This is a genomic window from Luteimonas chenhongjianii (assembly GCF_002327105.1).
GTDB classification, from domain to species: Bacteria; Pseudomonadota; Gammaproteobacteria; order Xanthomonadales; family Xanthomonadaceae; genus Luteimonas; species Luteimonas chenhongjianii.
This window is the reverse complement of record NZ_CP023406.1, coordinates 2981490-3004766: the sequence shown is the minus strand read 5'-3', so window position 1 is coordinate 3004766 and position 23277 is coordinate 2981490. Positions and strand designations below refer to the sequence as shown.

At 69.3% G+C, this 23277-nt stretch carries 17 protein-coding genes, 1 pseudogene and 1 riboswitch; of the genes and pseudogenes, 11 read left to right on the top strand and 7 right to left on the bottom strand.

From position 1 onward, the window contains the following. Positions 1-32: 32 nt before the first annotated feature. The 3 genes from trhA to CNR27_RS13610 all read right to left on the bottom strand — a co-directional run bounded on the left by trhA (position 33) and on the right by CNR27_RS13610 (position 3333). Complete coding sequence (gene trhA, locus CNR27_RS13620) at positions 33-686, bottom strand: PAQR family membrane homeostasis protein TrhA (protein ID WP_096299598.1); 654 nt, start codon at positions 684-686, stop codon at positions 33-35. A 67-nt stretch (positions 687-753) separates the two neighbouring features. Beyond that, a complete protein-coding gene (locus CNR27_RS13615; protein WP_096299596.1) occupies positions 754-2358 on the bottom strand; it encodes a peptide chain release factor 3 in 1605 nt (534 codons plus the stop codon). Between the two features lie 72 nt (positions 2359-2430). Then, entirely contained in the window at positions 2431-3333 is a 903-nt protein-coding gene (locus CNR27_RS13610; RefSeq protein ID WP_179948189.1) for a M23 family metallopeptidase, read from the bottom strand. A gap of 449 nt (positions 3334-3782) precedes the next feature. Continuing rightward, positions 3783-3911: riboswitch (SAM riboswitch) on the top strand. Between the two features lie 98 nt (positions 3912-4009). Here CNR27_RS13610 and metX point away from each other — a divergent pair. From metX to CNR27_RS13590, 4 genes are all read left to right on the top strand, one after another. Further along, positions 4010-5065, top strand: coding sequence for a homoserine O-succinyltransferase MetX (gene metX, locus CNR27_RS13605; RefSeq protein ID WP_096299592.1), 1056 nt, complete (start codon positions 4010-4012; stop codon positions 5063-5065). After that, complete coding sequence (locus tag CNR27_RS13600) at positions 5062-6303, top strand: O-succinylhomoserine (thiol)-lyase (protein WP_096299590.1); 1242 nt, start codon at positions 5062-5064, stop codon at positions 6301-6303. Before metX ends, CNR27_RS13600 begins: the two co-directional genes overlap by 4 nt. Continuing rightward, a complete protein-coding gene (locus CNR27_RS13595) occupies positions 6300-7385 on the top strand; it encodes a homoserine dehydrogenase family protein (RefSeq protein WP_096299588.1) in 1086 nt (361 codons plus the stop codon). The genes CNR27_RS13600 and CNR27_RS13595 overlap by 4 nt, the downstream gene beginning before the upstream one ends. A gap of 119 nt (positions 7386-7504) precedes the next feature. After that, positions 7505-8257 (top strand): DUF1521 domain-containing protein, encoded by a 753-nt coding sequence (locus tag CNR27_RS13590; protein WP_222843102.1) that lies wholly within the window; start codon positions 7505-7507, stop codon positions 8255-8257. A 299-nt stretch (positions 8258-8556) separates the two neighbouring features. Here the strand turns inward: CNR27_RS13590 and CNR27_RS13585 are convergent, their stop codons facing one another. Then, positions 8557-9939 (bottom strand): L-serine ammonia-lyase, encoded by a 1383-nt coding sequence (locus CNR27_RS13585; RefSeq protein ID WP_096299584.1) that lies wholly within the window; start codon positions 9937-9939, stop codon positions 8557-8559. Positions 9940-9987: 48 nt separating this feature from the next. On the opposite strand from CNR27_RS13585, the gene CNR27_RS13580 reads away from it, so the two are divergent. After that, positions 9988-10263, top strand: coding sequence for a glutaredoxin family protein (locus CNR27_RS13580; RefSeq protein ID WP_096299582.1), 276 nt, complete (start codon positions 9988-9990; stop codon positions 10261-10263). On the opposite strand, the gene CNR27_RS13575 is transcribed toward CNR27_RS13580, so the two are convergent. From CNR27_RS13575 to CNR27_RS13565, 3 genes are read right to left on the bottom strand one after another with little or no spacing between them, the layout of a single operon-like run. Next, positions 10229-10786 (bottom strand): YceI family protein, encoded by a 558-nt coding sequence (locus CNR27_RS13575; RefSeq protein ID WP_096299580.1) that lies wholly within the window; start codon positions 10784-10786, stop codon positions 10229-10231. The genes CNR27_RS13580 and CNR27_RS13575 overlap by 35 nt on opposite strands. A 4-nt stretch (positions 10787-10790) precedes the next feature. Then, positions 10791-11375, bottom strand: coding sequence for a cytochrome b (locus CNR27_RS13570; RefSeq protein WP_096299579.1), 585 nt, complete (start codon positions 11373-11375; stop codon positions 10791-10793). Beyond that, complete coding sequence (locus CNR27_RS13565) at positions 11372-12064, bottom strand: YceI family protein (RefSeq protein ID WP_096299577.1); 693 nt, start codon at positions 12062-12064, stop codon at positions 11372-11374. Before CNR27_RS13565 ends, CNR27_RS13570 begins: the two co-directional genes overlap by 4 nt. A gap of 157 nt (positions 12065-12221) precedes the next feature. Here CNR27_RS13565 and CNR27_RS13560 point away from each other — a divergent pair, with 157 nt between their 5' ends. From CNR27_RS13560 to CNR27_RS15955, 6 genes and pseudogenes are all read left to right on the top strand, one after another. Next, positions 12222-15800 (top strand): ligand-binding sensor domain-containing protein, encoded by a 3579-nt coding sequence (locus tag CNR27_RS13560; RefSeq protein ID WP_096299575.1) that lies wholly within the window; start codon positions 12222-12224, stop codon positions 15798-15800. Positions 15801-15922: 122 nt separating this feature from the next. Then, entirely contained in the window at positions 15923-16924 is a 1002-nt protein-coding gene (locus CNR27_RS13555) for a ligase-associated DNA damage response exonuclease (protein ID WP_096299573.1), read from the top strand. 724 nt (positions 16925-17648) lie between these two features. Continuing rightward, positions 17649-19349 carry a cisplatin damage response ATP-dependent DNA ligase gene (locus tag CNR27_RS13550; protein ID WP_096299571.1) on the top strand — a complete coding sequence of 567 codons (1701 nt, stop codon included), beginning with the start codon at positions 17649-17651 and terminating at the stop codon, positions 19347-19349. Between the two features lie 184 nt (positions 19350-19533). Continuing rightward, complete coding sequence (locus CNR27_RS13545; protein WP_096299569.1) at positions 19534-22188, top strand: ligase-associated DNA damage response DEXH box helicase; 2655 nt, start codon at positions 19534-19536, stop codon at positions 22186-22188. Then, the gene (gene pdeM / locus CNR27_RS13540; RefSeq protein ID WP_096299567.1) at positions 22181-22858 is read left to right on the top strand and encodes a ligase-associated DNA damage response endonuclease PdeM; all 678 of its coding nucleotides are present in this window, start codon (positions 22181-22183) and stop codon (positions 22856-22858) included. Before CNR27_RS13545 ends, pdeM begins: the two co-directional genes overlap by 8 nt. Positions 22859-22914: 56 nt before the next feature. After that, positions 22915-23247 (top strand): annotated as a pseudogene (locus tag CNR27_RS15955) (Crp/Fnr family transcriptional regulator); the annotation flags it as partial. Positions 23248-23277 lie beyond the last annotated feature (30 nt).

The window sequence follows — 23277 nt, the reverse complement described above, 5'->3', positions numbered from 1 at the left end:
CCATGATAGCGGGGCAGCCCCTTCGCCCCGCGTCAACGCGCCGGCACGACCTGGGCGAGCACTGCGACGTAGTGGCAGACGCTGCCGCCGATGCAGAACAGGTGCCAGATGGCATGCGCATAGGGAATCGATTCGCGCATGTAGAAGTAGGTCCCCAGCGTATAGAACACGCCGCCGGCGATGAGCCAGCTCAGCGTCCAGGTGTCCAGGGCGGCGGCGACCGGAACGATCGCGACGACCACCAGCCAGCCCATCGCGACGTAGATCGCCGTCGACAGGCCGCGGAAGCGCCCGGTATAGAACAGCTTGAACACGACGCCGGCGATTGCCAGGGTCCAGATGATGCCGAACAGCCACCAGCCGAGCGTGCCGCGCAGGCCGATCAGGGTGAATGGCGTGTAGGTGCCTGCGATCAGCAGATAGATCGCGCAGTGGTCGAAGACCTTGAGCCGGCCCTTGACCACGGGGTGCTCGACTGCGTGGTACAGCGTGGACGCCAGATACAGCAGCAGCAACGACACGCCGAACACGATCGATGCGCCCAGCTGCCAGGCGTTGCCGTAGAGCGCGGCCAGGGTGATCAGTACCGCGCCACCCGCCAGCGCGGCGGTGGCGCCGAGGCCGTGGGTCAGCGCGCTGGCGAGTTCTTCGCGCCGGCGGCGAAGCGACAGGGTGGATTCGTTCATGACGTCCGATGGGGGAGGGACCACTCCCCCGATTATGCCTTGCACCGGTGTAGGCCCAAGCGTGAGGTCAGTCTGCCGAAACCGCGTGCGCGTGCTCGCGCGTGGCCAGGAACTCGACGCCCGGGGCACGTTCCTGCGCCAGCTGCAGGTTGACCCGCGTCGGCGCCAGATAGACCAGCTGGCCGGCGGCATCGATCGCGAGGTTCATCGCATGCTTGTCGCGGAACTCCTCGAGCTTGCGGTCGTCGCTGCAGCGGATCCAGCGCGCGGTGCTCACCTGTACCGGCTCGAAGCTCGCGTCCACGCCATACTCGTCCTTGAGCCGATAGGCGACGACATCGAACTGCAGCACGCCGACTGCGCCGAGAATCAGGTCGTTGCTCATCAGCGGCTTGAAGAACTGCGTGGCGCCTTCCTCCGAAAGCTGCGCCAGCCCCTTCTGCAGTTGCTTGAGCTTGAGCGGGTCGCGCAGCCGCGCGCGACGGAACAGCTCCGGGGCGAAGTTCGGAATGCCGGTGAACGCGATGTTCTCGCCTTCGGTGAAGGTGTCGCCGATCGAGATCGTGCCGTGGTTGTGAATGCCGATCACATCGCCCGGATATGCCTCGGCGGCGATCTCGCGGTCGCTCGCCATGAAGGTCAGGGCATTGGCCAGCTTGAGCGGCTTGCCGGTACGCGGATGGAAGGCCTTCATGCCGGCTTCGAACCGTCCCGAGCACACGCGCATGAAGGCCACGCGGTCGCGGTGCATCGGGTCCATGTTCGCCTGGATCTTGAACACGAAGCCGGTGAGCTTGTCTTCCTGCGGCGCCACTTCACGCGTGGTGGTCTGGCGCGGTTGCGGCGGCGGTGCATGTTCGACGAAGAAATCCAGCAACGGCTGAACGCCGAAGTTGTTGACGCCCGAGCCGAAGAAGACCGGTGTCTGGCGTCCGTCGCGGTAGGCCTCCAGATCGAAGGCGTGGCTGGCGCCCTGCACCAGCTCGAGTTCGTCGCGCAGGTCGGCGAGCATCTTGTCGCCGATCTTCTCGGCGAGTCCGGGCGCATCGATCGACGGGAAGATCGTCGAGTCCTGGCGGGTGAAGTTGCGACCCTGCTCGTACAGGTGCACTTCGCCGGTGATCAGATGCACCACGCCCTTGAGGCGCTGGCCCATGCCGATCGGCCAGGTCACCGGCGCGCACTGGATGCCGAGCACGGTTTCGACCTCGTCGAGCAGGTCGATCGGGTCCTTGCCCTCGCGGTCGAGCTTGTTGATGAAGGTCATGATCGGCGTGTCCCGCAGCCGGCAGACCTCCATCAGCTTGATCGTGCGTTCCTCGACGCCCTTGGCCACGTCGATGACCATCAAGGCGCTGTCGACCGCGGTCAGCACCCGGTAGGTGTCCTCGCCGAAGTCGGCGTGGCCCGGCGTATCGAGCAGGTTGACGATGCGGCCTTCGTAGGGGAACTGCATCACCGAGCTGGTCACGGAGATGCCGCGCTCCTTCTCCAGCGCCATCCAGTCGGAGGTCGCATGGCGGGCGGCCTTGCGGCCCTTCACCGAGCCGGCCATCTGGATTGCGCCGCCGAACAGCAGCAGCTTTTCGGTCAGCGTGGTCTTGCCGGCGTCGGGGTGCGAGATGATCGCGAACGTGCGGCGGCGGGAACTTTCGGTGGCGACGTCAGGCATGCGGGCAGCGCACGCTGGGCGCGCGATCGGGAATCCGGGAAGCCGACGATTATACGCCCGCAGGCGCTCGGCTCAGGGCGCGGCAGGCTCGGCGTCCACGCCGACCCGGGCAAAACGCAGCGGGCCGTCGGGTCCCGTCATCCGGAACGGCAGCGATTCCAGGCGCATCCCGCGGTTGGCCTGTACCACGAAGTGCAGATGCGGCGCGGCGCTCAGGCCGGTATTGCCCGAAAAGCCGATGACCGTGCCGCGACGCACCCGCGTGCCCGCTCCGACGAGCACGCCGCCGGCCTGCAGGTGGGCGTAAAGCGCCATCGTGCCGTCGTCGTGGAGGATGCGGATGAAATTGCCGCGCGCGCGGTCGTCGTCGAGGTCATGGCCCAGTCGGGGGTCCAGGCGCGCGGTCGCATCGGATTCGACCTGCATCACCAGGCCGTCGCGCGCGGCCAGCACCGGCGTGCCCGGTGCCACGGCGAAGTCGACCGCATGCAGGTTCTCGGAATCGGCGTGGCTGAAACCGCCGCCATACCCCTGGCCGACATGCACGGGCGCATCGCGCAGTGGATAGACATACGTGACATCGCGCGGCCGCGCGGTCGGCAGGCCGGGCACTGCGGGCAGCCGCAGCCGCGCCCCGCCGGTGCCGGCCTTCAGACTGGCAACGATCACGCGGCCGCCGCCCGGAACGATCGCGCGCGCCGGCAGCCCCGGGTGGGTGGATGGCGGAACACCGTCGGCAACCAGCATCACTTCGACCGGCCCTGCGAGGCGGTTGACCGCGATGGCCTCGACGCCGCCGGCGTGGGGGCGCAACTCGAGGCCCACCGGCGCCAAACCCGCGCTGCGCTGCGGGGCGGGCGGCGGCGCAGCGGGCGAAGAAGCGGTGCGCATGCCCGACCACTCGCGCCACGCTGGCGTCTGCGCGTGGCCGAGCGTCGGCAAGCAGATCGCCAGCAGAACGCAGGCGATGCCCAAGCGATGCCTCGAGGAGGCGGGCTCGGCGCCGGCGGTCGGGATGGAGGCGCGGGCTCGCGGCAACGTGGCGCAGGTCGCAGGCATAGGTCGAAGTGCCGTCATCGACTGGGCACCGCGCGCCTTACGGAAAACGCCCGGCGGGCACATGCCGAGGAACCTCTGGACGCGGCAACGCACCGGGGGGCGCGACGAGCGTCAGGCGCCGAAGCGCATCAGCGGTCGGTCCGCCACCGCTGCTGGCCGGACACCAGTGGCGGGCACGCGGACGCCTGGCGGGCGTGGTCCGACAGGCGGCCAGCAGGGGGGCTGCGAAGAGGAGGGCAGGGCGCATGCCGCGAGTATGCCGGCGCGTCGCTCTGAAGCGCCGCCGATACTTGCGGCTGCAAGTATCCATCTCTGCATCCGCATGAAGCGATTGACTTGTGTCGTGGACGCAGGCAACCTGCGTCCATCCATCGAGACCGGCTGAGGGACAGGCCCTTTGAGGCCGGGGCAACCTGATGGGATCCGCGCATCGCGCGGCGTCCATCGCGGTGCCAAGTCCTGCGGGGACCTGTGTGTCCACCGGAAGATGGTGATGCCGTGCCGGCCGCATGCCGGTATTGCATTCCGCCCATTGGCGGCTTCCGGCGATCTCCGCGCGACGCGATGGCCCCGCCCATCCGGAAAACGCGTCATGAGCCTCGTCGACATCCCGCATCACCGCACCGATCCCTCATTCGAGACTGCCGGTCCTCTCGGTGTTGGCTCCACTTGCGCCGCACTGCCCGCGGCCCAGCGCGGCAGTGCGGATGTGCGTTTGCCGATGCTGCATGCCGGCAGCCGGCGCCTGAGCCTGCGCTACGAACTGCAGGGACCCGCGTCGGCGCCCGTCGTTTTCGTTGCCGGCGGCATTTCGGCGAACCGGCATCTGGCCGCGAACGCCGCCGATGGCGATGCCGGGTGGCTGGAGGGCCTGGTCGCGCCGGGCCGCACGCTCGATCCGGCGCAGCTGCGATTGCTGGCCTTCGACTTCGTCGGAGCCGAGGGCGAACTCGACGCGCCGATCGACACCGCGGATCAGGCGGACGCGATCGCGGCGCTGCTCGACGCGCTCGGCATCGCACGCCTGCATGCCTTCGTCGGCTATTCCTATGGCGCGCTGATCGGACTGCAGCTGGCGGTGCGACATGCAGCACGGCTGCAGCGGCTGGTGGCGGTCAGCGGCGCGCACCGCGCCCATCCCTATGCAGCGGCGTGGCGCGCGCTGCAGCGGCAGGCCGTGGCACTGGGCCAGCTGCAATGCGCCGACGCACAGGGACTGGCGCTGGCGCGCCAGTTCGCGATGCTGAGCTATCGCACCCCGGAAGAATTCGCCGAGCGTTTCGACGCCGCGCCGCAGCTCGTCAACGGCCGCGTCCGCGTGGCGGCGGAGGACTATCTCGATGTCGCCGGCGGCAGATTCGCTGCGCGCACCCCGGTCAATGCCTGGCTGCGCCTGTCGGAATCGATCGATCTGCATCGCGTCGATCCGCGCCAGGTCCACGTGCCGACCACGGTGATCGCGGTCGAGGGCGACCGCCTGGTGCCGCTGTCCGAGGCGGTGACCTTGCTCGAAGGTCTGGGCGGCAACGGACGCCTGCGGGTACTCCGCTCGAGCTTCGGCCACGACGCCTTTCTCAAGGAAACCGATCGCATCGACAACCTGCTCGCGGCCGCGCTGCGCGCCCCACTGCCTGGAGAATCCGCATGAGCTTCCACGTTCCGACCGGCGCCCCCTGCCATCCCGCCACCCGTGCCGTGCGCGCCGGCATCGATCGCGATCCGGCCTTCGGGGCGGTGACGCCGCCGATCGTGCTGTCGAGCAACTTCAGCTTTGCCGGCTTCGGCGAGAAGCGGCAGTACGACTACACCCGCAGCGGCAATCCCACGCGCGATCTGCTCGGCGACGCATTGAGCGAGCTCGAGGGTGGCGCGGGTGGGGTGGTCACCGCGACGGGCATGGCCGCGATCACCCTCGTGCTCAACGCGCTGCTGGAGCCCGGCGATCGCCTGGTCGTGCCGCATGATGCCTACGGCGGCAGCTGGCGCCTGTTCGATGCCCTCGCGCGCAAGGGCCATTTCAAACTGGTCACCGCGGATCTGACCGACCCGCGCGCCCTCGCCGACGCGCTCGCGACGCGGCCGAAGCTGGTGCTCATCGAGACGCCGTCCAACCCGCTGCTGCGGATCACCGACCTGCGCTTCGTCATCGAGGCAGCGCACCGCGCCGCCGCCCTGGTGGCAGTCGACAACACCTTCCTGTCGCCGGCCCTGCAGCGCCCGATCGAGTTCGGCGCCGATGTCGTCCTGCATTCGACCACCAAGTACATCAACGGCCATAGCGATGTGGTCGGCGGCGCGGTCATCGCGCGCGATGCCGACCTGCACGCGCAGCTGGCTTGGTGGGCGAATGCACTCGGCATCACCGGCTCTCCCTTCGACAGCTTCCTGACCCTGCGCGGCCTGCGCACGCTCGATGCCCGGCTGCGTGTGCACCAGGAGAACACTGCGGGCGTGGTCGCCCTGCTGGACGCGCATCCAGCCGTCGCCAGGGTGCATTACCCCGGGCTGGACGATCATCCGGGCCACACGATCGCCGCGCGCCAGCAATCGGGCTTTGGCGCGATGCTGTCGTTCGAACTGGCCCAAGCGCCCGGCGTGGCGCAGGCTGACGTGGTACGCGCCTTCGTCGAGGGGGTGGGACGGTTCACCCTGGCCGAATCGCTGGGCGGGGTGGAAAGCCTGATCGCGCATCCGGCCACGATGACCCATGCGGCGATGGCGCCGGACGCCCGCAGCGCTGCCGGAATCTCCGATGGCCTGTTGCGGTTGTCAGTTGGCATCGAGGCGCTGGACGATCTGCTGGCCGACCTGGAGAGCGGGCTGGCGCGCGCCACTGCGGTGCTGGACTCGGCCCCGCGTCCCGGCCGCGCGGGCGCTGAAGCATGAGTACGGTCGTGCCGTTGTGGCGGGAACGCGGCCCACACCCGCGCCCGGGGCACCTGGCCCTGCTCGGCACCGGCACCGTGGGTTCGGCGTTCATTGCCCGCTACAGCCGCTTGGTGGCCCAGGGCGCTGCGCTGCCCGAGATCGCCTGGTTGTGCAATTCGAGAACCCAGATCGCCGGTGGCGTCGACCTGCAGGGCGCACTCGCCCAGGCCCGCGCCGCTGCGCGCCGGCACGCGGGTTTCCCGCCGTGGGCGGAGGGCGAGAGTTCCAGGCCCGGCGACATCATCGTCGATGCGACCGCGAGCGAGACCGTTGCCGACTGGCATCCCGAATGGCTGGCGCGCGGTGTGCATGTGGTCACCGCCAACAAGCTTGGCACCGGTGGCGATCTCGGGCGCGCACTGGCCATCGACGACGCCCGCGCGTCCGGCGGCCGCTACGGCGACAGCGCCACGGTGGGCGCCGGCCTGCCATTGCTGCGCAGCCTGCGTTCGCTGATCGCCGGCGGCGACCGTATCCACGCCATCGAAGGCGTGCTTTCGGGTTCGCTGGCGTGGTTGTTCGCGCACCACGATGGCAGCCGGCCGTTCTCGGCGCTGGTCCGGCAGGCCCGCGCCTCGGGCTATACCGAACCCGACCCACGCGTGGACCTGTCCGGCGAGGACGTGCGCCGCAAGCTGCTGATCCTGGCGCGCGCTGCGGGAATCGCCTTGCCGGCGCACGAGGTCGTGGTCGAGTCGCTGGTGCCCGAAGCGCTTGCCCGCGCTGCCGGTGATGCGGTCGATGCCTGTCTGCATCTGCTCGACGCGGATCTCGAGGCAAGGCGCGTCGCGGCGGCTGCAGCGGGCGCGCGGCTATGCGTCGTCGGTCGCTTCGATGCGCAGGGCGCGTCCGTCGGACTGCGTGCGTTACCGGCGGCGCATCCGCTGTGCGCGGGCAGCGGCACCGACAACCGGGTGGCGATCCACAGCGATCGCTACAGCGCACAGCCCCTGGTGATCCAGGGGCCGGGGGCCGGGGCCGAGGTCACTGCCGCTGCGCTGCTCGATGATGTGCTCGCGATCAGCGCAGCGACGGCCTGATCCGCGCGCGGGCGTGGGTGCCGGCTATGGGGCGGACCCTAGATCGGGTGCGCCCGGATGTCGCGGGGCGCCGCGGCGCGCTGGAATGGCGTCATCCCGTCGCATACCAGGGGCATCCCGTGACCGACACCTTGAGCGTTTCCGTCTCCCTCAGCGTCAATGGCCAGTTGCCGGCTGCGCCCGGTTCCGCGAGCACCCGGCGCACTGGCGACGGTCGCGTGCAGTTCGAGAACGACAACTACCGGATCACCGCCGGCGACAACGACGAGGTGATCGTCTTCAACAAGGGCACGGGCGAGAACTACCGCATCTGGGGCGACCCGCATGTCGAGATCGACGGCAAGCATGCCTTCGATTTCTGGGGCCAGACCACGTTCCAGCTCGACGACGGCACCAAGGTGACCATCGAAACCACGCCCTGGGCCAAGGGCGGCAACGGCGCCACCGTGGCATCGGTGGTGACGATCACCGATGGCGACTATGGCGTGCAGATCAGCGGCGTGGACAGCAATGCCCGCGGCGACCTCTCGTTCCAGGAATTCGCTGGCGGCGGCCGGGTGCTCGACATGGCGGTGCGCGACGGCAACGTGCTGCTGGAAAACGAGAACGGCAGCGGCTTCATTGCCGTCGATCGCAATGGCAACATCCAGAATGTCGACCAGGCCTTCATTCACGCCACCGACGAGCTGAAGAACGGCGGGCCGGATTTCCTGGCCCATTTCGCCGAGATCTTCAGCTTCTTCACCGGCCTGATCTCGATCGGTTTCAGCGGCGGCCTCTCGCTGGGCAGCGACAACCCCCACCGCGACCCCGAACCCGTCGCCACTCCGGTGCCCTGGCAGTTCAGTCTGACGCTGTCGATCAGCGCCTGAGCGCAGCTTCGCCTACGCCCTGGGGTTGATCGGCGTACGGTGGCGTTCGAGCTGTTCCTGCTGTGCGGATATCTGCCCGGGCGCGATCTCGCGATGAAGCAACAACGCCCCGAGAGAGCGGATCAGCGCGATGGCGCCAGCATCCGCGGGGCTGCCGACGCTCGATATCGCGGCGCGGTCGCTGCGCCGGCCCTGGGCGCGAACACGGGACCGCGGGGGATCACGCCACGCCGATAATCACCAGGGCCTCGACGCGCCAGCCGACCATCGGGAGCGGCGGCTCGCCCGGCGTCACCGTCTCAGCATTCGATCACGTTGACGGCGAGGCCGCCGCGTGAGGTTTCCTTGTACTTGTCGCGCATGTCGCGGCCGGTGTCGCGCATGGTCCTGATGACCTTGTCGAGGCTGACCTTGTGCTTTCCGTCGCCGCGGAAGGCCATGCGCGAGGCGTTGATGGCCTTGACCGCGCCCATCGCATTGCGCTCGATGCAGGGAATCTGCACCAGGCCTCCGATCGGATCGCAGGTCAGGCCGAGGTTGTGTTCCATGCCGATCTCCGCCGCGTTCTCGATCTGGCCCGGCGTGCCGCCGAGCGCTGCGGTCAGGCCCGCGGCAGCCATCGAGCAGGCCACGCCCACCTCTCCCTGGCAGCCGACCTCGGCGCCGGAGATCGAGGCGTTTTCCTTGTAGAGGATGCCGACGGCGGCCGCGGTCAGCAGGAAATCGAAGATGCCCTGCTCGGTGGAGTTGGGGCAGAAGCGGTCGTAGTAGTGAAGCACCGCGGGCAGGATGCCGGCTGCGCCATTGGTCGGCGCGGTGACCACGCGCCCGCCGGCGGCGTTCTCTTCGTTGACGGCGAGGGCATAGAGGTTCACCCAGTCGAGCACGGTCAGCGGATCGCGCATGCCGGCCTCGGGCTTGGAGGACAGCTCCGCGTGCAGCGCAGGCGCCCGGCGCGTCACGTGCAGGCCGCCGGGGAGGGTGCCGGTCTGGCGGATGCCACGCGCCACGCAGGACTGCATCGCGGTCCACAGCTCGCGCAGGCCTTCGCGGATCTCGTCCTCGCTGCGCCAGACTTTCTCGTTCTCCAGCATCAGCGTGGCGATGCTCAGGCCGGTGGCATTGGCGCGCGCGATCAGTTCGTCGCCGCTCGCGAACGGGTGCGGCACATCGGTGGTGTCGGCGACGATGCGGTCCTCGGCCGCCTCGTCCTCGTTGACCACGAAGCCGCCGCCGACCGAGTAGTAGTCGCGCGTGGCGATCACGCTGCCATCGGCGGCGTAGGCGGTGAAGCGCATGCCGTTGGTATGGAACGGCAGCTTCTGGCGCTTGTTCATCACCAGGTCCGACTTCTCGTCGAAGCCGATCTCATGGCTGCCGCCCAGGCGGATGCGCTTCTCGCCTCGGATGCGCGCCAGCGCGTCGGGGATGATGTCGGGATCGATCCGGTTGGGCATGTGGCCTTCCAGGCCCATCATCACGGCCTTGTCGGTGCCGTGGCCGCGCCCGGTCAGCGCCAGCGAGCCGAACACTTCGGCGCGGATCCGCGTGACGTCGTGCAACCGTCCCGGCGCCTCGAGCCAGCGCCGCACGAAGCGCGCGCCGGCGCGCATGGGCCCGACGGTGTGGGAGGAACTCGGCCCGATGCCGATCTTGTAGAGGTCGAACGTGCTGACTGCCATGCCGTTATTCTACGGACCGCATCCCGCCCAGCGCTGACGCGCCGCCGCATGAATGCACCGAGCCTGATCCTCTACCAGCGTGACGACTGCCATCTGTGCGACCTGGCGCTGGAGGTGCTGGCGGCCGCCGGGACGCCGGATTTCGAGAGCGCCTTCATCGACGAGGACGCGGCGCTCGAGGCCCGCTACGGCGCCCGTGTGCCGGTGTTGCACGACGCCGCGAGCGGCCTCGAACTCGACTGGCCCTTCGACGCGGCCACCGCCCGCCGGTGGCTGGACGCGGGGCGGACTAGTTCGCCGGCTGCAGGTGAAGGCGGGTGCTGACCGCGATCTCGTCGGGAATCATCGCGGTGTCGGCCCATTCGCCGCCGCCGACCCCGAAGTCCAGCCGCGGCACGGTGGCCCGTCCCGACAGCAGGGGGCGCGAGCCCGGCGTCCAGGTGAAGGTCAGGGTGACCGGCTTGCGCACGCCGCGCAGCTCCAGCGTGCCGTCGGCCGCATAACGGCCATTGCCCAGATCGCGGAAACCACTCGCCGTATAGGTCGCATTGGCGAACTTCGAGACATCGAAGAACGCGCTGCCGCGCATTTCGCCGTCGTAGTCGGGGTTCTGCGTCGTCGCGGTCGCCAGCGGAATCGTGACCGCGAGCTTGCCGGCGCCGGGATCGGCGGGATCGAAGCGCAGCGTCGTGCGGAAGTCGGGGAAGGTGCCCGAGAACGTCTCGCCCTGGTATTTGCCGGCGAACGCCAGCGACGAGCCGGGGGCCTGCACGTAGTCGGCCGCGAGCGCGGGCAGGGTGGCTGCGGCGGAGAGAGCAACAGGGATGAGTATCCGGAACATGCGCATGGGGTCAGTCCTGGGAAAGAGGAGGCGGTACGGCGCGACGTCGCCAGGCGTGCGGCAACATGCGCCCGAGTGTGTCGTCACGGAGGACCAGGTGGTGGTACACGGCGGCAGACGCGTGCAGCAGCGCAACGACGACCAGTGACCAGAACAGCCACTCGTGCAGGTCGCGGGCGAGCTGGCGCAGTTCGACATCGCGCGCGACCAGCGCGGGCAGGTTGAACAGCTTGAACCACTGCAGCGGGTAGCCCGCGGCCGAGTTGAAGGTCCAGCCGCTGAGTGGAACCGCGAACAGCAACCCGTAGAGCAGCCAGTGGGTGAAAGTGGCGAAGCGGCCTTGCCAGCGCGGCGTAGCCGGTGCCGGCAGCGGCGCGCCGGCGTGCATGCGCCATGCGAGGCGCAGCGCCGCCAGGGCGAGGATGGTCAGCCCCAGGGATTTGTGCAGTGCGTAGATCTCGATCTTGGACGGACCGTTGCGCATGTCGCCCATCACCAGGCCCAAGGTCCCGGTCACAAGGATCAGCGCCACCACCAGCCAATGCAGCGACTGGCTGACCGGGCCCCAGCGCTCGTCGGTGTTGCGCAGGGTCACGGGGTCGCGGCCGCCGGCGTTGCGTCCCGCGCCGGTGGGCTGGCACCTTCGGGTGGAACGTTCTCCGGCACGCCGTTCTCGGGCGCCTCGACGTCGCTATCGCCCCCGCGGCTGCGGGTAGCCTCGACCTCCAACCGCAGCTCGACCGCATCGCCGATCATCGAACGCCATGCATCGATGCCGAAGTCTGCGCGCGACAGCGCCGCGGTCGCCGAGAAGCCGACGGTGCGGCGGAATGGCGGCAGCGGATGGCGCTTGCGCCCGTTGAGTACCACCTGCAGCGCGACCGGACGGGTTTCGCCACGCAGGGTGAGGTCGCCATGCACGATCGCGCGCTGATCATCGATCGGTTCGACGCGGGTGGAAACGAAGGTCGCGACCGGATAGCGCTCGGCGTCTAGCAGGTTCCGCGCGAGCGTGGCCTGGTTCCACTCGGCGTCGCCGAGGTCGACCCGGCCCATTGGAATCGAGGCTTCGACGCGAGACAGGGTCCAGTCGTCGGGATCGAACACGAGGGTGCCGGTGGTGCCCGACACCGTGCCGATGGCCTTGGAGAATCCGGCATGGTCGACCGCGAACTGCACGCGGGTGTGGACGGGATCGAGCGCGTACTGCGCCGGCGCTGCCGCCGCGCTCACCGCAGCCGGCAGCAGAACACATCCGAGAATGAACCGGTGCACCAATCCCATCACAGCACTCCGGTCGACAAGGCGGTTGCGCCAATTTTAGGCACGTTCCAGCCGAACGTGCCTGGGACTGGGCCATCAGTCGTCGCTTGCATCCGTAGCGCAGCGTTGCGAGCATCGTCGACAGGGAGGCGCGGCCAGCGCCAGCGTTGGGGACGCAATGCGCTTTGCATGGATTGCCTTGATCGGGCTGTGGTGGTGCGTGTGCGCGAGCCCGGCGTACGCGCGTCCGGACGCGCCGACGACCTTCAGCCTGCCGCAACCACGTCAGCTCAGCGTGATCGACGGCCTGCCTTCCAATCGCGTCAATGCGCTGGCCGAAGACCGACAGGGCTACCTGTGGATCGCCACCCGTGACGGCCTTGCCCGCTACGACGGCGTGGGCTTCCGCGTATGGCGGACCGAGGATGGCCTGCGCGACAACTTCGTATGGGCCGTGCATGTCGATGCGCAGGATCGTGTCTGGGCGGGTACGCGTCTTGGCGGCCTCTCGATGCTGGATGCCGATCGCCAGAGCTTTACCCACTACCGGCATGACACCCATGCCGAGATTGGAACCGACGACATCTGGGCGATCAGTTCGACCGCCGACGGCGCGATCTGGTTCGGGATGAGCGAGACCGGTCTCTACAGACTGGCGCCCGATGGGAGCCTGCGCCGCTTCGTCGCCGACGCTACCGATCCCGGCAGCCTGCCGTCCAATGCGGTCGGCTATCTCGCGTCCGATTCCGCCGGCATGTTGTGGGTGGGCACCAAGCACGGCGTGGCCCGCTGGATTGATGGTCGCTTCCAGCGGTTGGAGATGCCAGCTGGCCTCAGTGGCGCCCTGGTCGAAGGCCTGGTCTTCGATGCACAGGAGAATCTCTGGATCGGCGTCCATGGGCGCGGACTGGTCCGGCGTGCGGACGGCGTCACCGAGGCCATACCGCTGCGGGATCCGGTCCTGGGCATGCCCCCGCTGCACATGCTCGTCCAGGACCGGCACGGCGTGCGGTGGTTCGACACGCGCAGCGGACTGGCGCGGGAAGTGGATGGACGGCTCGTGGACGTCCCGCTGTTCAGCGTCGCAAGCCGCGGCGTGGTGCGTCCTGCGTGGGCATCTGCCCTGGAGGATCGGGAGGGTGGCCTGTGGTTCGCGAGCGGCAATGCGGGTCTGTGGTACCTGCCGGCGAACTGGCGCAATTTCACGGTCCTGCAGCGCCGGATCTCCGATCCGACGACCGTGGCGAACGCTTTCGTCGAGAGCGTTTCGCCCGCCGCCGGGGGCGGGCTCTGGCTGGTCGGCGACGGCGGGGTGCTCGATCACCTCGATCCCGCTACGGGCGCGATCACCCACCGTCTGCTCCAGGTGTGTGGTGACCAGATCAACCGCTCGGTGCACGAGACGAGCACGGGCCACGTCTGGGTCGGATGCAACTTCACCCTCGCGCGCTTCGACCCGCGCACGCGCGAAGTGAAGCGCTGGGAGCTGAGTGAGCAAGCGGCGTCGGAAGCCCATGAGATCGGCACGATCGTCGAGCAGGCCGATGGCACGCTGTGGTTCATGAGCGCGACGATGATCGAGCGGCGCACCCCGGATGGTGGCCTGCTCGAGGCCGTCCGTCCCGGTGACGGCAGAGGCGTGCCGTCGGGGGTGGCGTTCCGGCAGAGCATATTGGGTCCGGACGGCGTGGTCTGGCTTGCAACGACCGGCGGCGTCTACAGGTGGAACGCCAGTGACCGACGGTTCTCGCTCGTTCCCGGAAGTCCCCAGCAGCTCGTCAGTGCCATCACCGTGCATGGCAATGACTCGGTCTGGATCGCAGGTGCGGGAACGCTGGACGAGCTGCGGTGGAATGGGGCTGCGCTCGAGTATCGACGTGCGTTCGGTCGCGCGTCGGGGTTGCCGCAGGTCGCGCCCGGCGGGATGCGGGTCGACGACAGTGGCGCGGTGTGGATGACCACTTCCCGCGGTCTTGTGCGCTTCCAGCCGTCCAGCTCGCGCATCCGCGTCTACGGCGTGCGCGATGGCTTGCCGAGCCAGGAGTTCTCGGACCGCGAAATCGGCAGGTCGCCGGACGGACATTTCGCCATCGGCACCGCCGAGGGCCTGCTGTTGTTCCATCCCGACCAAGTGCAGCAGCGGGCCAGGACACCGCCGCTGGTGCTCGAGACCCTGGAGCTGCGCCGCGGCGAGGAGACGATCGAGCTGCCCACCGGCGAGCCGATCGAATTGCGTGATGGCGACCGGGACCTGCACGTGGTGGCCCGCCTGCTTTCGTTCACCGACTCGCATGTCCACCAGTACCGGTTCCGTCTGGAGGGCTACGAGTCCGAATGGGTCAGCGCGGACGCGGCAGCCGAGCGGGTGTTCCCCGGGCTGGAGCCGGGCCACTACACCCTGCATATCCAAGCGCGTACCGAGGACGGTGACTGGACCTCGCTGGATCCCATCGAGATCCGGCAGGCGCCGCCGTGGTGGCTGACCCGCTGGGCCCTGGCGGCAATGGTGGTCCTGGCCCTGCTGCTGCTCGCGGTGGCCGCGGCCGCGTATCGCCAGCGGCTGCGCCGGACGGCGAGCTGGCATGTGGCCGAGCACAAGCGCGAACTGGCCGAACGTGCGTCGGAAGCGAAAAGCCGTTTCCTCGCGACGCTCGGCCACGAGGTACGCACGCCGATGACGGGCGTGCTGGGCATGAGCGAGCTGTTGCTCGATACCGAGCTCGACCCCCGCCAGCGCGGCTACGCCGAATCGATCCGCCGTGCGGGCAACCATCTGATGCGGCTGGTCAACGACGCACTGGACCTGGCGCGTATCGAGGCCGGTCGTCTCGATCTCGACCCCCAGCCTTTCGAGCTGCCCCGGTTGATCCAGGAGCTCGCGCAGCACTGCGAACCGCTGGTCCGGCAGAAGTCCTTGCGCTACGACGCCGTGATCGACGATGCGGTGCCGGCCTGGGTGTACGGCGATGTCGGACGGGTGCGCCAGATCCTGCTGAATCTGCTCGGCAACGCAACCAAGTTCACCGAGCGCGGCGCTGTGGGCCTGCATGTGGGCGTCGATGCCGACGGTGCGCTGGTGTTCGAGGTCAGCGACACCGGCCCCGGACTCAGTACCGAGCAGCGCCGCCGGCTGTTCCGCCGCTTCGAGCAGGCAGAGGGCGCGCGCACGGCCTCGCGCTATGGCGGCAGCGGGCTGGGGCTGGCGATCAGCCAGGAGCTCTCCATCGCCATGGGCGGACATATCTCGGTCGACAGCAAGCCGGGAACGGGCACGTGCTTCCGTGTGGTCCTGCCACTGCCGGCGGTGACCGACTCGCCACCGTCGAGTGCCGGCGAAGTCCACGAGCGCATCACGGCCGCGATCGGTCTGGAGATCCTGCTGGTGGAGGACGACCAGACCGTGGCCGATGTCATCGCGGGCCTGCTGCAGTCGCAGGGACACGCGGTAGTCCACGTGATGCATGGCCTGGCGGCGCTTTCGGAGATCGCCACGCGGAGCTTCGATCTGGCCCTGATCGATCTCGACCTGCCCGGTGTCGATGGCCTGACCCTCGCCGGCATGATGCGCGCCCACGGCTTCGTGCAGCCGATGGTCGCGGTGACCGCGCGTGCGGACGCCGACGCCGAAGTGCGCGCGCGCGCAGCCGGGTTCGACGGCTTCCTGCGCAAACCGTTGACCGGCGAAATGCTGGCAGACACGCTGGCCTCGAGCTGGCGGCCGGTCTATGCGGAAGACGACCCCGAAGCGGGCCTGTAAGTCAGGGGCGGGGGGCGGCGGCTGAATCTGCGCGGTCCATCGTCGTGGGCGTCTCGATCGCCGCGACGCCGCGGAGGCAGGCTTGGCGCGTCGTGCACAAGCCCGCCACCAGACTGCGTCGAATGCCCGTCGCCTCACAAGACCTGATCCAGCTCCGCCCGGAGGGGCTGTACTGCCCCGCCGGCGATTTCCATATCGATCCCTGGCGCCCCGTGCCACGGGCGGTGATCACGCACGGCCATGGCGACCACGCGCGGCCGGGCATGGGCGCCTACCACACTACGCGCATCGGCCTGCCGATCCTCGAATGGCGGCTGGGCGAGCAGATCTACGTGTCGCACGAGTACGGCGTCCCGTTCCGGATGGGCGACGCGACGGTGTCGCTGCATCCCGCGGGGCATGTGCTGGGCTCGGCGCAGGTGCGGGTCGAGGTCGAAGGCGAGGTCTGGGTCGCCTCGGGCGACTACAAGCGCCAGCACGACCCGACCTGCGATCCCTTCGAGGTCGTGCGCTGCGACACCTTCATCACCGAGGCTACGTTCGGGCTGCCCATCTATCGCTGGCCCGACACGCCGGAGGTGGCGCGCGACATCGTCGCCTGGCGCGACCACTGCGCCGAACGCGGCGAGGCGGCGATTCTCTACTGTTATGCCCTCGGCAAGGCCCAGCGCGTGCTCGCCGAACTCGCCGCCCATACCGATACGCCGGTGCTGCTGCACGGCGCGGTCGCCACCGGCGTGGAGGTCTATCGCCGCGCCGGCATCGCGATGGTGGAGACCATCCCGGTGGTGGAGACCGACCGGTCGGCCGACTACGCAGGCCAGCTGGTGCTGGCGCCGCCTTCGGCCGCGGGCAGCCCGTGGATCCGTCGTTTCCGCCGTGCCCAGCAGGGCTTCGCGTCCGGCTGGATGCGGCTGCGTGGCAATCGTCGGCGTCGCAATTACGACCGCGGTTTCGTCGTCTCCGACCACGCCGACTGGCCCGACCTGATGCGCACCGTGCGCGAGACGGGTGCGTCGCGGGTCATCGCGACCCACGGCAACACCGACGCGATCATTCGCGCGCTGTGCGAGGACGGAATTGCGGCCGAGGCGTTCCGGACGGATTTCGGGGGTGAGGAATGAGGGCTGGCAGCCTGGCTTCGGCTTCGGCTTCGGCTTCTGATTTTGCTTTGGCCGTTGCTTTGCTTGTGCTTCTTCCGACCCGTAAAGCGAGCCGAGTGCCGCAGGGTGGCGGGGCCGTAGAGGCGCCCATGTCTGAGCGCAGCGAGTTCGGGCTGCGGCACCGTGAAGCTGCCGATGTGCCCTCGCTGGCCGGGAAGCGCAGGGGCCCGACGCGGATCCGTCGCGACGGCTCGCGTTCGGCGAAAGGACTTTCCTGCTCCTTTTCGGTCCTCAAAAAAGGAACTCGCACGCGTAGCGGGCGAAAGCTCTGCACCTGCTCTGCTCTGCTTTCTCCGCGCCAAGGACGGCCTGTTTTTTGCAAGGCTGGTGAACATCAAACCCGGAGCTTCCACGCGCTCCGCGCGCGGCTTACTTTTGTCTTGTCAAAAGTAAGCAGAACCGTTTTCGCCGGACGCGATCCGGCCGGGCTGCGCCCGTCCGGTCTCCTGCGCGCCGCGCCTGACGCGGCACGGCGCCCAAACTCGCTGCGCGCAGACATGGGCGCCTCTACGGCCGCGTCAGGCTGCGGTGCTCGGCTCGCTCTACGGCTCGGGACGTCGATAGCAAGAGCAACAGCAGAAGCGAGCCCAGCAGAAAGAGCGCGGGCACGCGTGGAAGCGGCAGCGCACATCGCGCGCGCGGCCGTCGGGGCGACCGATGTCCGCGCCAATCGGAGCGCGAGCGCATGAAGCGCTTCGCCCAGCTCTATCGCGAACTCGACCAGAGCACCGCCACGCTCGACAAGCGCGCTGCCCTGATCCGCTATTTCAAGGAGGCCCCGCCGCGCGACGCTGCATGGGCCTTGTATCTGCTGTCCGGTGGGAAGATCGCCAGTGCGCGGCAGAAGATCGCCAACACCCGGGAACTGCGCGAGTGGATCGCAGTCGAGTCGAATACCCCGGACTGGCTGGTGGACGACAGTTACGACCAGGTCGGTGACCTGGCTGAGACCCTGGCGCTGCTGCTCGACGATCCGGTCGAGGCGGCGCCGGATATCGCGCTGGCCGACTGGATCGAGCAGCGCCTGCTGCCGATCGCCAACAAGCATGTCGACATGCGCCGCGGCGTGGTTGTCGAGGCCTGGCGCAGCCTGCGGTTCGACGAGCGCCTGTTGTTCAACAAGCTGTTGACCGGCGCGTTGCGGGTCGGCGTGTCGCAACGGCTCGTGCAGCAGGCGCTGGCCGAGCTGACCGGTATCGACATCGCGCGCCTGGCGCAACGCATGCTCGGCAGCTGGTCGCCGACGCCGGAATTCCTGCGGGATCTGCTCACCGTCGACGAACTGCCCGGCGATCGCCAGCAGCCCTATCCGTTCTTTCTCGCCTCGCCGCTGGAATCGGCGCTGCGCGTGGAGGCGGGACTGCCCGAAGAGGTGCCGGCGGCGGATGAAACGTCCGCCCCCGCCGCCGTCGCCCTCGCCAACGATCCCGGTGCCGTCGCCCGAGCGCTCGGACCGATCGACGACTGGCTGCTGGAGTGGAAGTGGGACGGTATCCGCCTGCAGCTGCTGCGCCGCGATGGCGAAGTGGCCCTGTGGTCGCGCGGCGAGGAGCGGCTGGATGGGCGGTTCCCGGAGATCGAGGCCGCGGCCGCCACGCTGCCTGATGGCACGGTGCTCGACGGCGAGCTGCTGGCCTGGCGCGCGGACGACGCCATGCCGCTGCCGTTCACTGCGCTGCAGACCCGCATCCAGCGGCTCAAGCCGGGGCCGAAGACGCTGGCCGACACGCCGGTGCGGGTGCAGGTCTACGATCTGCTGGAACTGGCCGGCGAGGACTGGCGCGATCGACCGCAGCACGAACGCCGCGCCGCATTGGAGGCGTTGATCGCCGCGCACGGCGACCCGCGCATCGTGGTCTCGCCGCGCGTCGAGGCTGCCACCTGGGCCGATGCCGCGCGCTTGCGCGAAGACGCCCGCGATCTGGGCGTCGAAGGCTTGATGCTCAAGCGTGCGCAAGCGCCCTACCAGGCCGGGCGAAGACGGGGCGACTGGTGGAAATGGAAGATCGATCCGCTGACCATCGATGCGGTACTGCTCTACGCCCAGGCCGGGCACGGCCGGCGCAGCACGCTCTACACCGACTACACCTTCGGCCTGTGGGATGGGGACATGCTGGTGCCGGTGGCAAAGGCCTATTCGGGCCTGGACGATCGCGAGATCCTCGCGCTCGACAAGTGGATTCGCGCGCATACGCTCGAGCGCTTCGGCCCGGTGCGTTCGGTCCGCGCCCATCACGTCTTCGAACTCGGATTCGAGGCGGTCAACGTCTCGAAGCGGCACAAGTCCGGCATCGCGGTGCGCTTCCCGCGGATCCTGCGCTGGCGCCACGACAAGCCGATGGCCGAAGCCGACCGGCTCGAGACCTTGAAGGCGCTGGCGCGGTGATCCGGGCGGGCTTTGCGTCGGTGCGCCTGGCCTGCGCGGCGTTGTCCCTGCTTCCGGATGACGCCCAGTACGGCGAGGCCGGTGCGCGTCGGTCGCGGACGATCCAGGGAACTGCGCGCGCAGCGCATGCGGGCGCGCCAGCCCCGCGAACGCGGCGCTCCGCAGTCGAACGCGGGCGCCTACGATGAAGGCGTCCACCAGGAAGCGCCGGCGCGGGCCCGATGCTCCGCTGCGCGCCTGGTTCGACGCGCAGGGCTGGACGCCGGCGCCATTCCAGCGCGAGGTCTGGCGCCGCTATCTCGCTGGCGAATCCGGACTGCTGCAGACGCCGACGGGGAGCGGAAAGACCCTGGCCGCGCTGGGCGGCCCGTTGCTGGAGGCGCTGGCAATCCAGGCAGCAGGCGCGCGCAAGGCGTCGAAAGCGCGGGTGGGGTCGAAGGGCGATGCCGCGGCGGCCACTTCGCCTGCAGCCACCACCAAGCGCGCGGCCACACGACTGGTAGCACCATCCGTGTCGAGCGCGGACGAGCTTTCATCGGAAGGGCGGGTCAGGCCGCCCGATGCACGCCCGCTTACCCGGCGGACGCGCGCCCGCGCCATGCCACGCGATCTTTCGCTGCTGTGGATCACGCCGCTGCGCGCGCTGGCCAGCGATACGCTGCGCGCGATGCGCACGCCGATAGAAGCGCTCGGCCTCGACTGGCAGATCGGCATGCGTACCGGTGATGCGAGTGCACGCGACAAGCGGCTCGCCCGCGAAGGCAAGCTCGATGCGCTGATCACCACGCCCGAATCGTTGTCGCTGCTGCTGTCGTATCCCGATGCCGGACCAAGGTTGTCGACACTGCGCTGCGTGATCGTCGACGAGTGGCACGAGCTGCTCGGCAATAAGCGCGGCGTACTGCTGCAGCTGGCGCTGGCCAGGCTGCGCAGGCTCAATCCGCAGCTCCGCATCTGGGGCGTCTCGGCGACGCTAGGCAATCTCGATGAAGCGCGCGATGCCTTGCTGCCGCATCTGCCCACCGCGCCCACCGTCGCCGGCGTGGCGCCGAAGGTGCTGACCATCGACACGCTGCTGCCGGCCGAGGACGAGCGCTTCCCGTGGGCCGGCCATCTCGGCCTCGCGCAGTTGCCGCGCGTGCTGGAGCGGCTGATGAGCCAGCGCACCAGTCTGCTGTTCGCCAACACGCGCTCGCAGGCCGAGCTGTGGCACCGGGCGCTGTCGGCGGTGTGGCCGGAAGCGCCGGAGACGCTGGCCCTGCACCACGGTTCGCTGGACCCGAAGTTGCGCGCCGCGGCCGAGCAGGGGCTGCGTGATGGCAGCGTGCGCTGCGTGGTCGCGACCTCCAGCCTCGATCTCGGCGTCGATTTTCCCGCCGTCGACCAGGTGCTGCAGATCGGCAGTCCCAAGGGTGTCGCGCGTCTGCTGCAACGCGCCGGCCGCGCCAAGCATCGGCCGGGCGAGGCGGGTCACGTGGTCTGCGTGCCGACCCATGCGCTCGAACTTGTCGAATATGCCGCGGCGCGCGAAGCCGTGGCCCAGGGCAGCATCGAATCGCGGCCGGCGCCACGGCTCAGCCTCGACGTGCTCGCCCAGCACTGCGTCACGCTGGCGCTCGGCGGTGGCTTCGACGGCGACGCCCTGCTGGACGAGGTGCGCGATACCCAGGCCTTCCGCGCGCTTGATGATGTCGCCTGGCGCGCGGTGCTGGACTTCATCGTCCAGGGCGGACAGGCGCTGTCGCATTACCCGGATTTCCATCGGGTCGAGCGCGACGAAGCCGGGACCTATCGCGTCACCGATCGCCGCGTGGCGCTGCGGCACCGGCTGTCGATCGGCACCATCACCAGCGACGGCGCGGTGCGGGTGCGGCTGCTGCGCGGCGGCGGGCTCGGCGCGGTCGAGGAGAGTTTCATCGGACGGATGCGCGCCGGCGACAGGTTCCAGTTCGCCGGCCGCACCCTGGAGCTGGTGCGCCTGGAAGACATGACCGCCTACGTGCGCATCGCCAAGGCCGGCACGGGTACCGTACCGAAGTGGAACGGCGGCCGGATGCCGCTGTCGAGCACCCTGGCGCACGAGGTCGAGCGCGTGTTCGACGGCACGCACCACTCGCCCGAGCTCCGCGCGATCAGGCGCCTGCTTGATCTGCAGCGACACCTCTCGGCATTGCCGGCGCCGGAACGGCTGCTGGTCGAATGGGTGCACGCACGCGGCGCGCGGCATCTGTTCGTGTTTCCCTTCGCCGGCCGCCATGTGCACGAAGGCCTGGCGGCCCTGCTGTCGCTGCGCTGGGGCAGGCGCACGCCCAACAGTTTCACCTTCGCGGTCAACGATTACGGCCTGGTGCTGTCGCCTGCGAAGGCGGTGGAGCTCGCAGCGGAGGACGTGGCTGCGCTGCTGTCGCCGGAGCACCTGCTCGAAGACCTGCGCGAGAGCCTCAACCTCGCGGAACTCGCCCGTCGCCAGTTCCGCGATATCGCCCGCGTGGCCGGCCTGCTGCCACCGTCGCTGCCGGGACGCGCGCCGCGCTCGATGCGGCAGCTGCAGGCATCCAGTGGGCTGATCTTCGACGTGCTGCGCCAGCACGACCCGGGCCACATGCTGCTGGCGCTGGCCGAGCGCGAGGTGTTCGCCGCCCAGCTCGAGGTCGTGCGCCTGCGCGAGACGCTCGAAGACTGCAGCCGCCGCCAGCTCGACCTGCATCCGCTGAAGACGTTCACCCCGCTGTCGTTTCCGCTGTGGGCGGAGTCGATGCGCGGCCAGCTCAGCACCGAGGACTGGCGTACCCGCGTGCAGCGCGCCGCGGCGCAACTCGAGAAGCGCAACCGTGGTTGAGGCGTCCGCGCCGGGCAGTCTCGCCATCGCCCTAGCCGGCGAAACGGTGGTGCTGCTGCCCGGGCGTGCATTGTGGTGGCCGCGGATGTCGCTGCTGGCGATCGCCGATCTGCATCTGGGCAAGGGCGATCACTTCCGCCGCGCCGGCATCGCGCTGCCGAGTGGCGGCACCGCCCACGATCTGAAGCAGCTCGGTCGCCTGCTCGATACGACGCGCGCGGCGCGCCTGCTCGTGCTCGGCGATCTGCTGCATGCGGCCGTGACCGACGCGCCATGGCGCGAGGCGTGGATCCACTGGCGTCGCGGCCGCGCCACGCTGTCGGTTGAACTCGTCAGCGGCAATCACGATCGGGCGCTGCACGCGCAGCCGGCGCTCGCGCAGGTGCTCGGCATCCACGTGCACGGCCCCGCGCTGCAGTTCGATCCGTTCGTGTTCGTCCACGATCCGGCGGATGCCGCGTCGCTGCCCGGCTATCGGCTCGGCGGCCATGTGCATCCCGTGGTTCGCCTGCCGGGCGTGCCCCCGCTGCCGGCGTTCCGCTTCGATGAGGTCTCGGGCGTGTTGCCTGCGTTCACTGCATTTGCCGGGGGCTGGCGCGTCGATCCGGAGGCCGGAGCGCGGCTGTTCGCCTGCGCGCCGGACGCGGTGATCGCCGTTTCCGGCGGCTGATCGGGGCCGGCTACCGCGAGTGAGGCGGCCTCGGCCACAGTGCAGGCAGGGAACCCGTGCCCGAGCTCGATCTCGACCAGCCGTCCTTCGATCTCCTCGACGCATCCGGGCGTGCCCGTCTGCAGGCGAGCGTCGACCTCTGCGTCCACGCTGCGGGCAGCACGCTGATCGCAGCGGGTCAGGCCTCGCCGCATGTGTTCCTCAACCTCAAGGGGCTGGTGCACGCGTGTGCGGCCGATGTGGACGGCGTCGATCAGCGTTTCGCCGATTACGGGCCCGGTGACGTCTTTGGCGCCTGCGCGGTCATGGCCGGTCGCGCGCGACTGCACGACCGCAGCGCCCGCGACACTCTGTACTTCCTGATCCCGGCCGACGTGTTCCGCGCGCTGATTGCCGACAACCCGCGTTTCGCGGCAAAC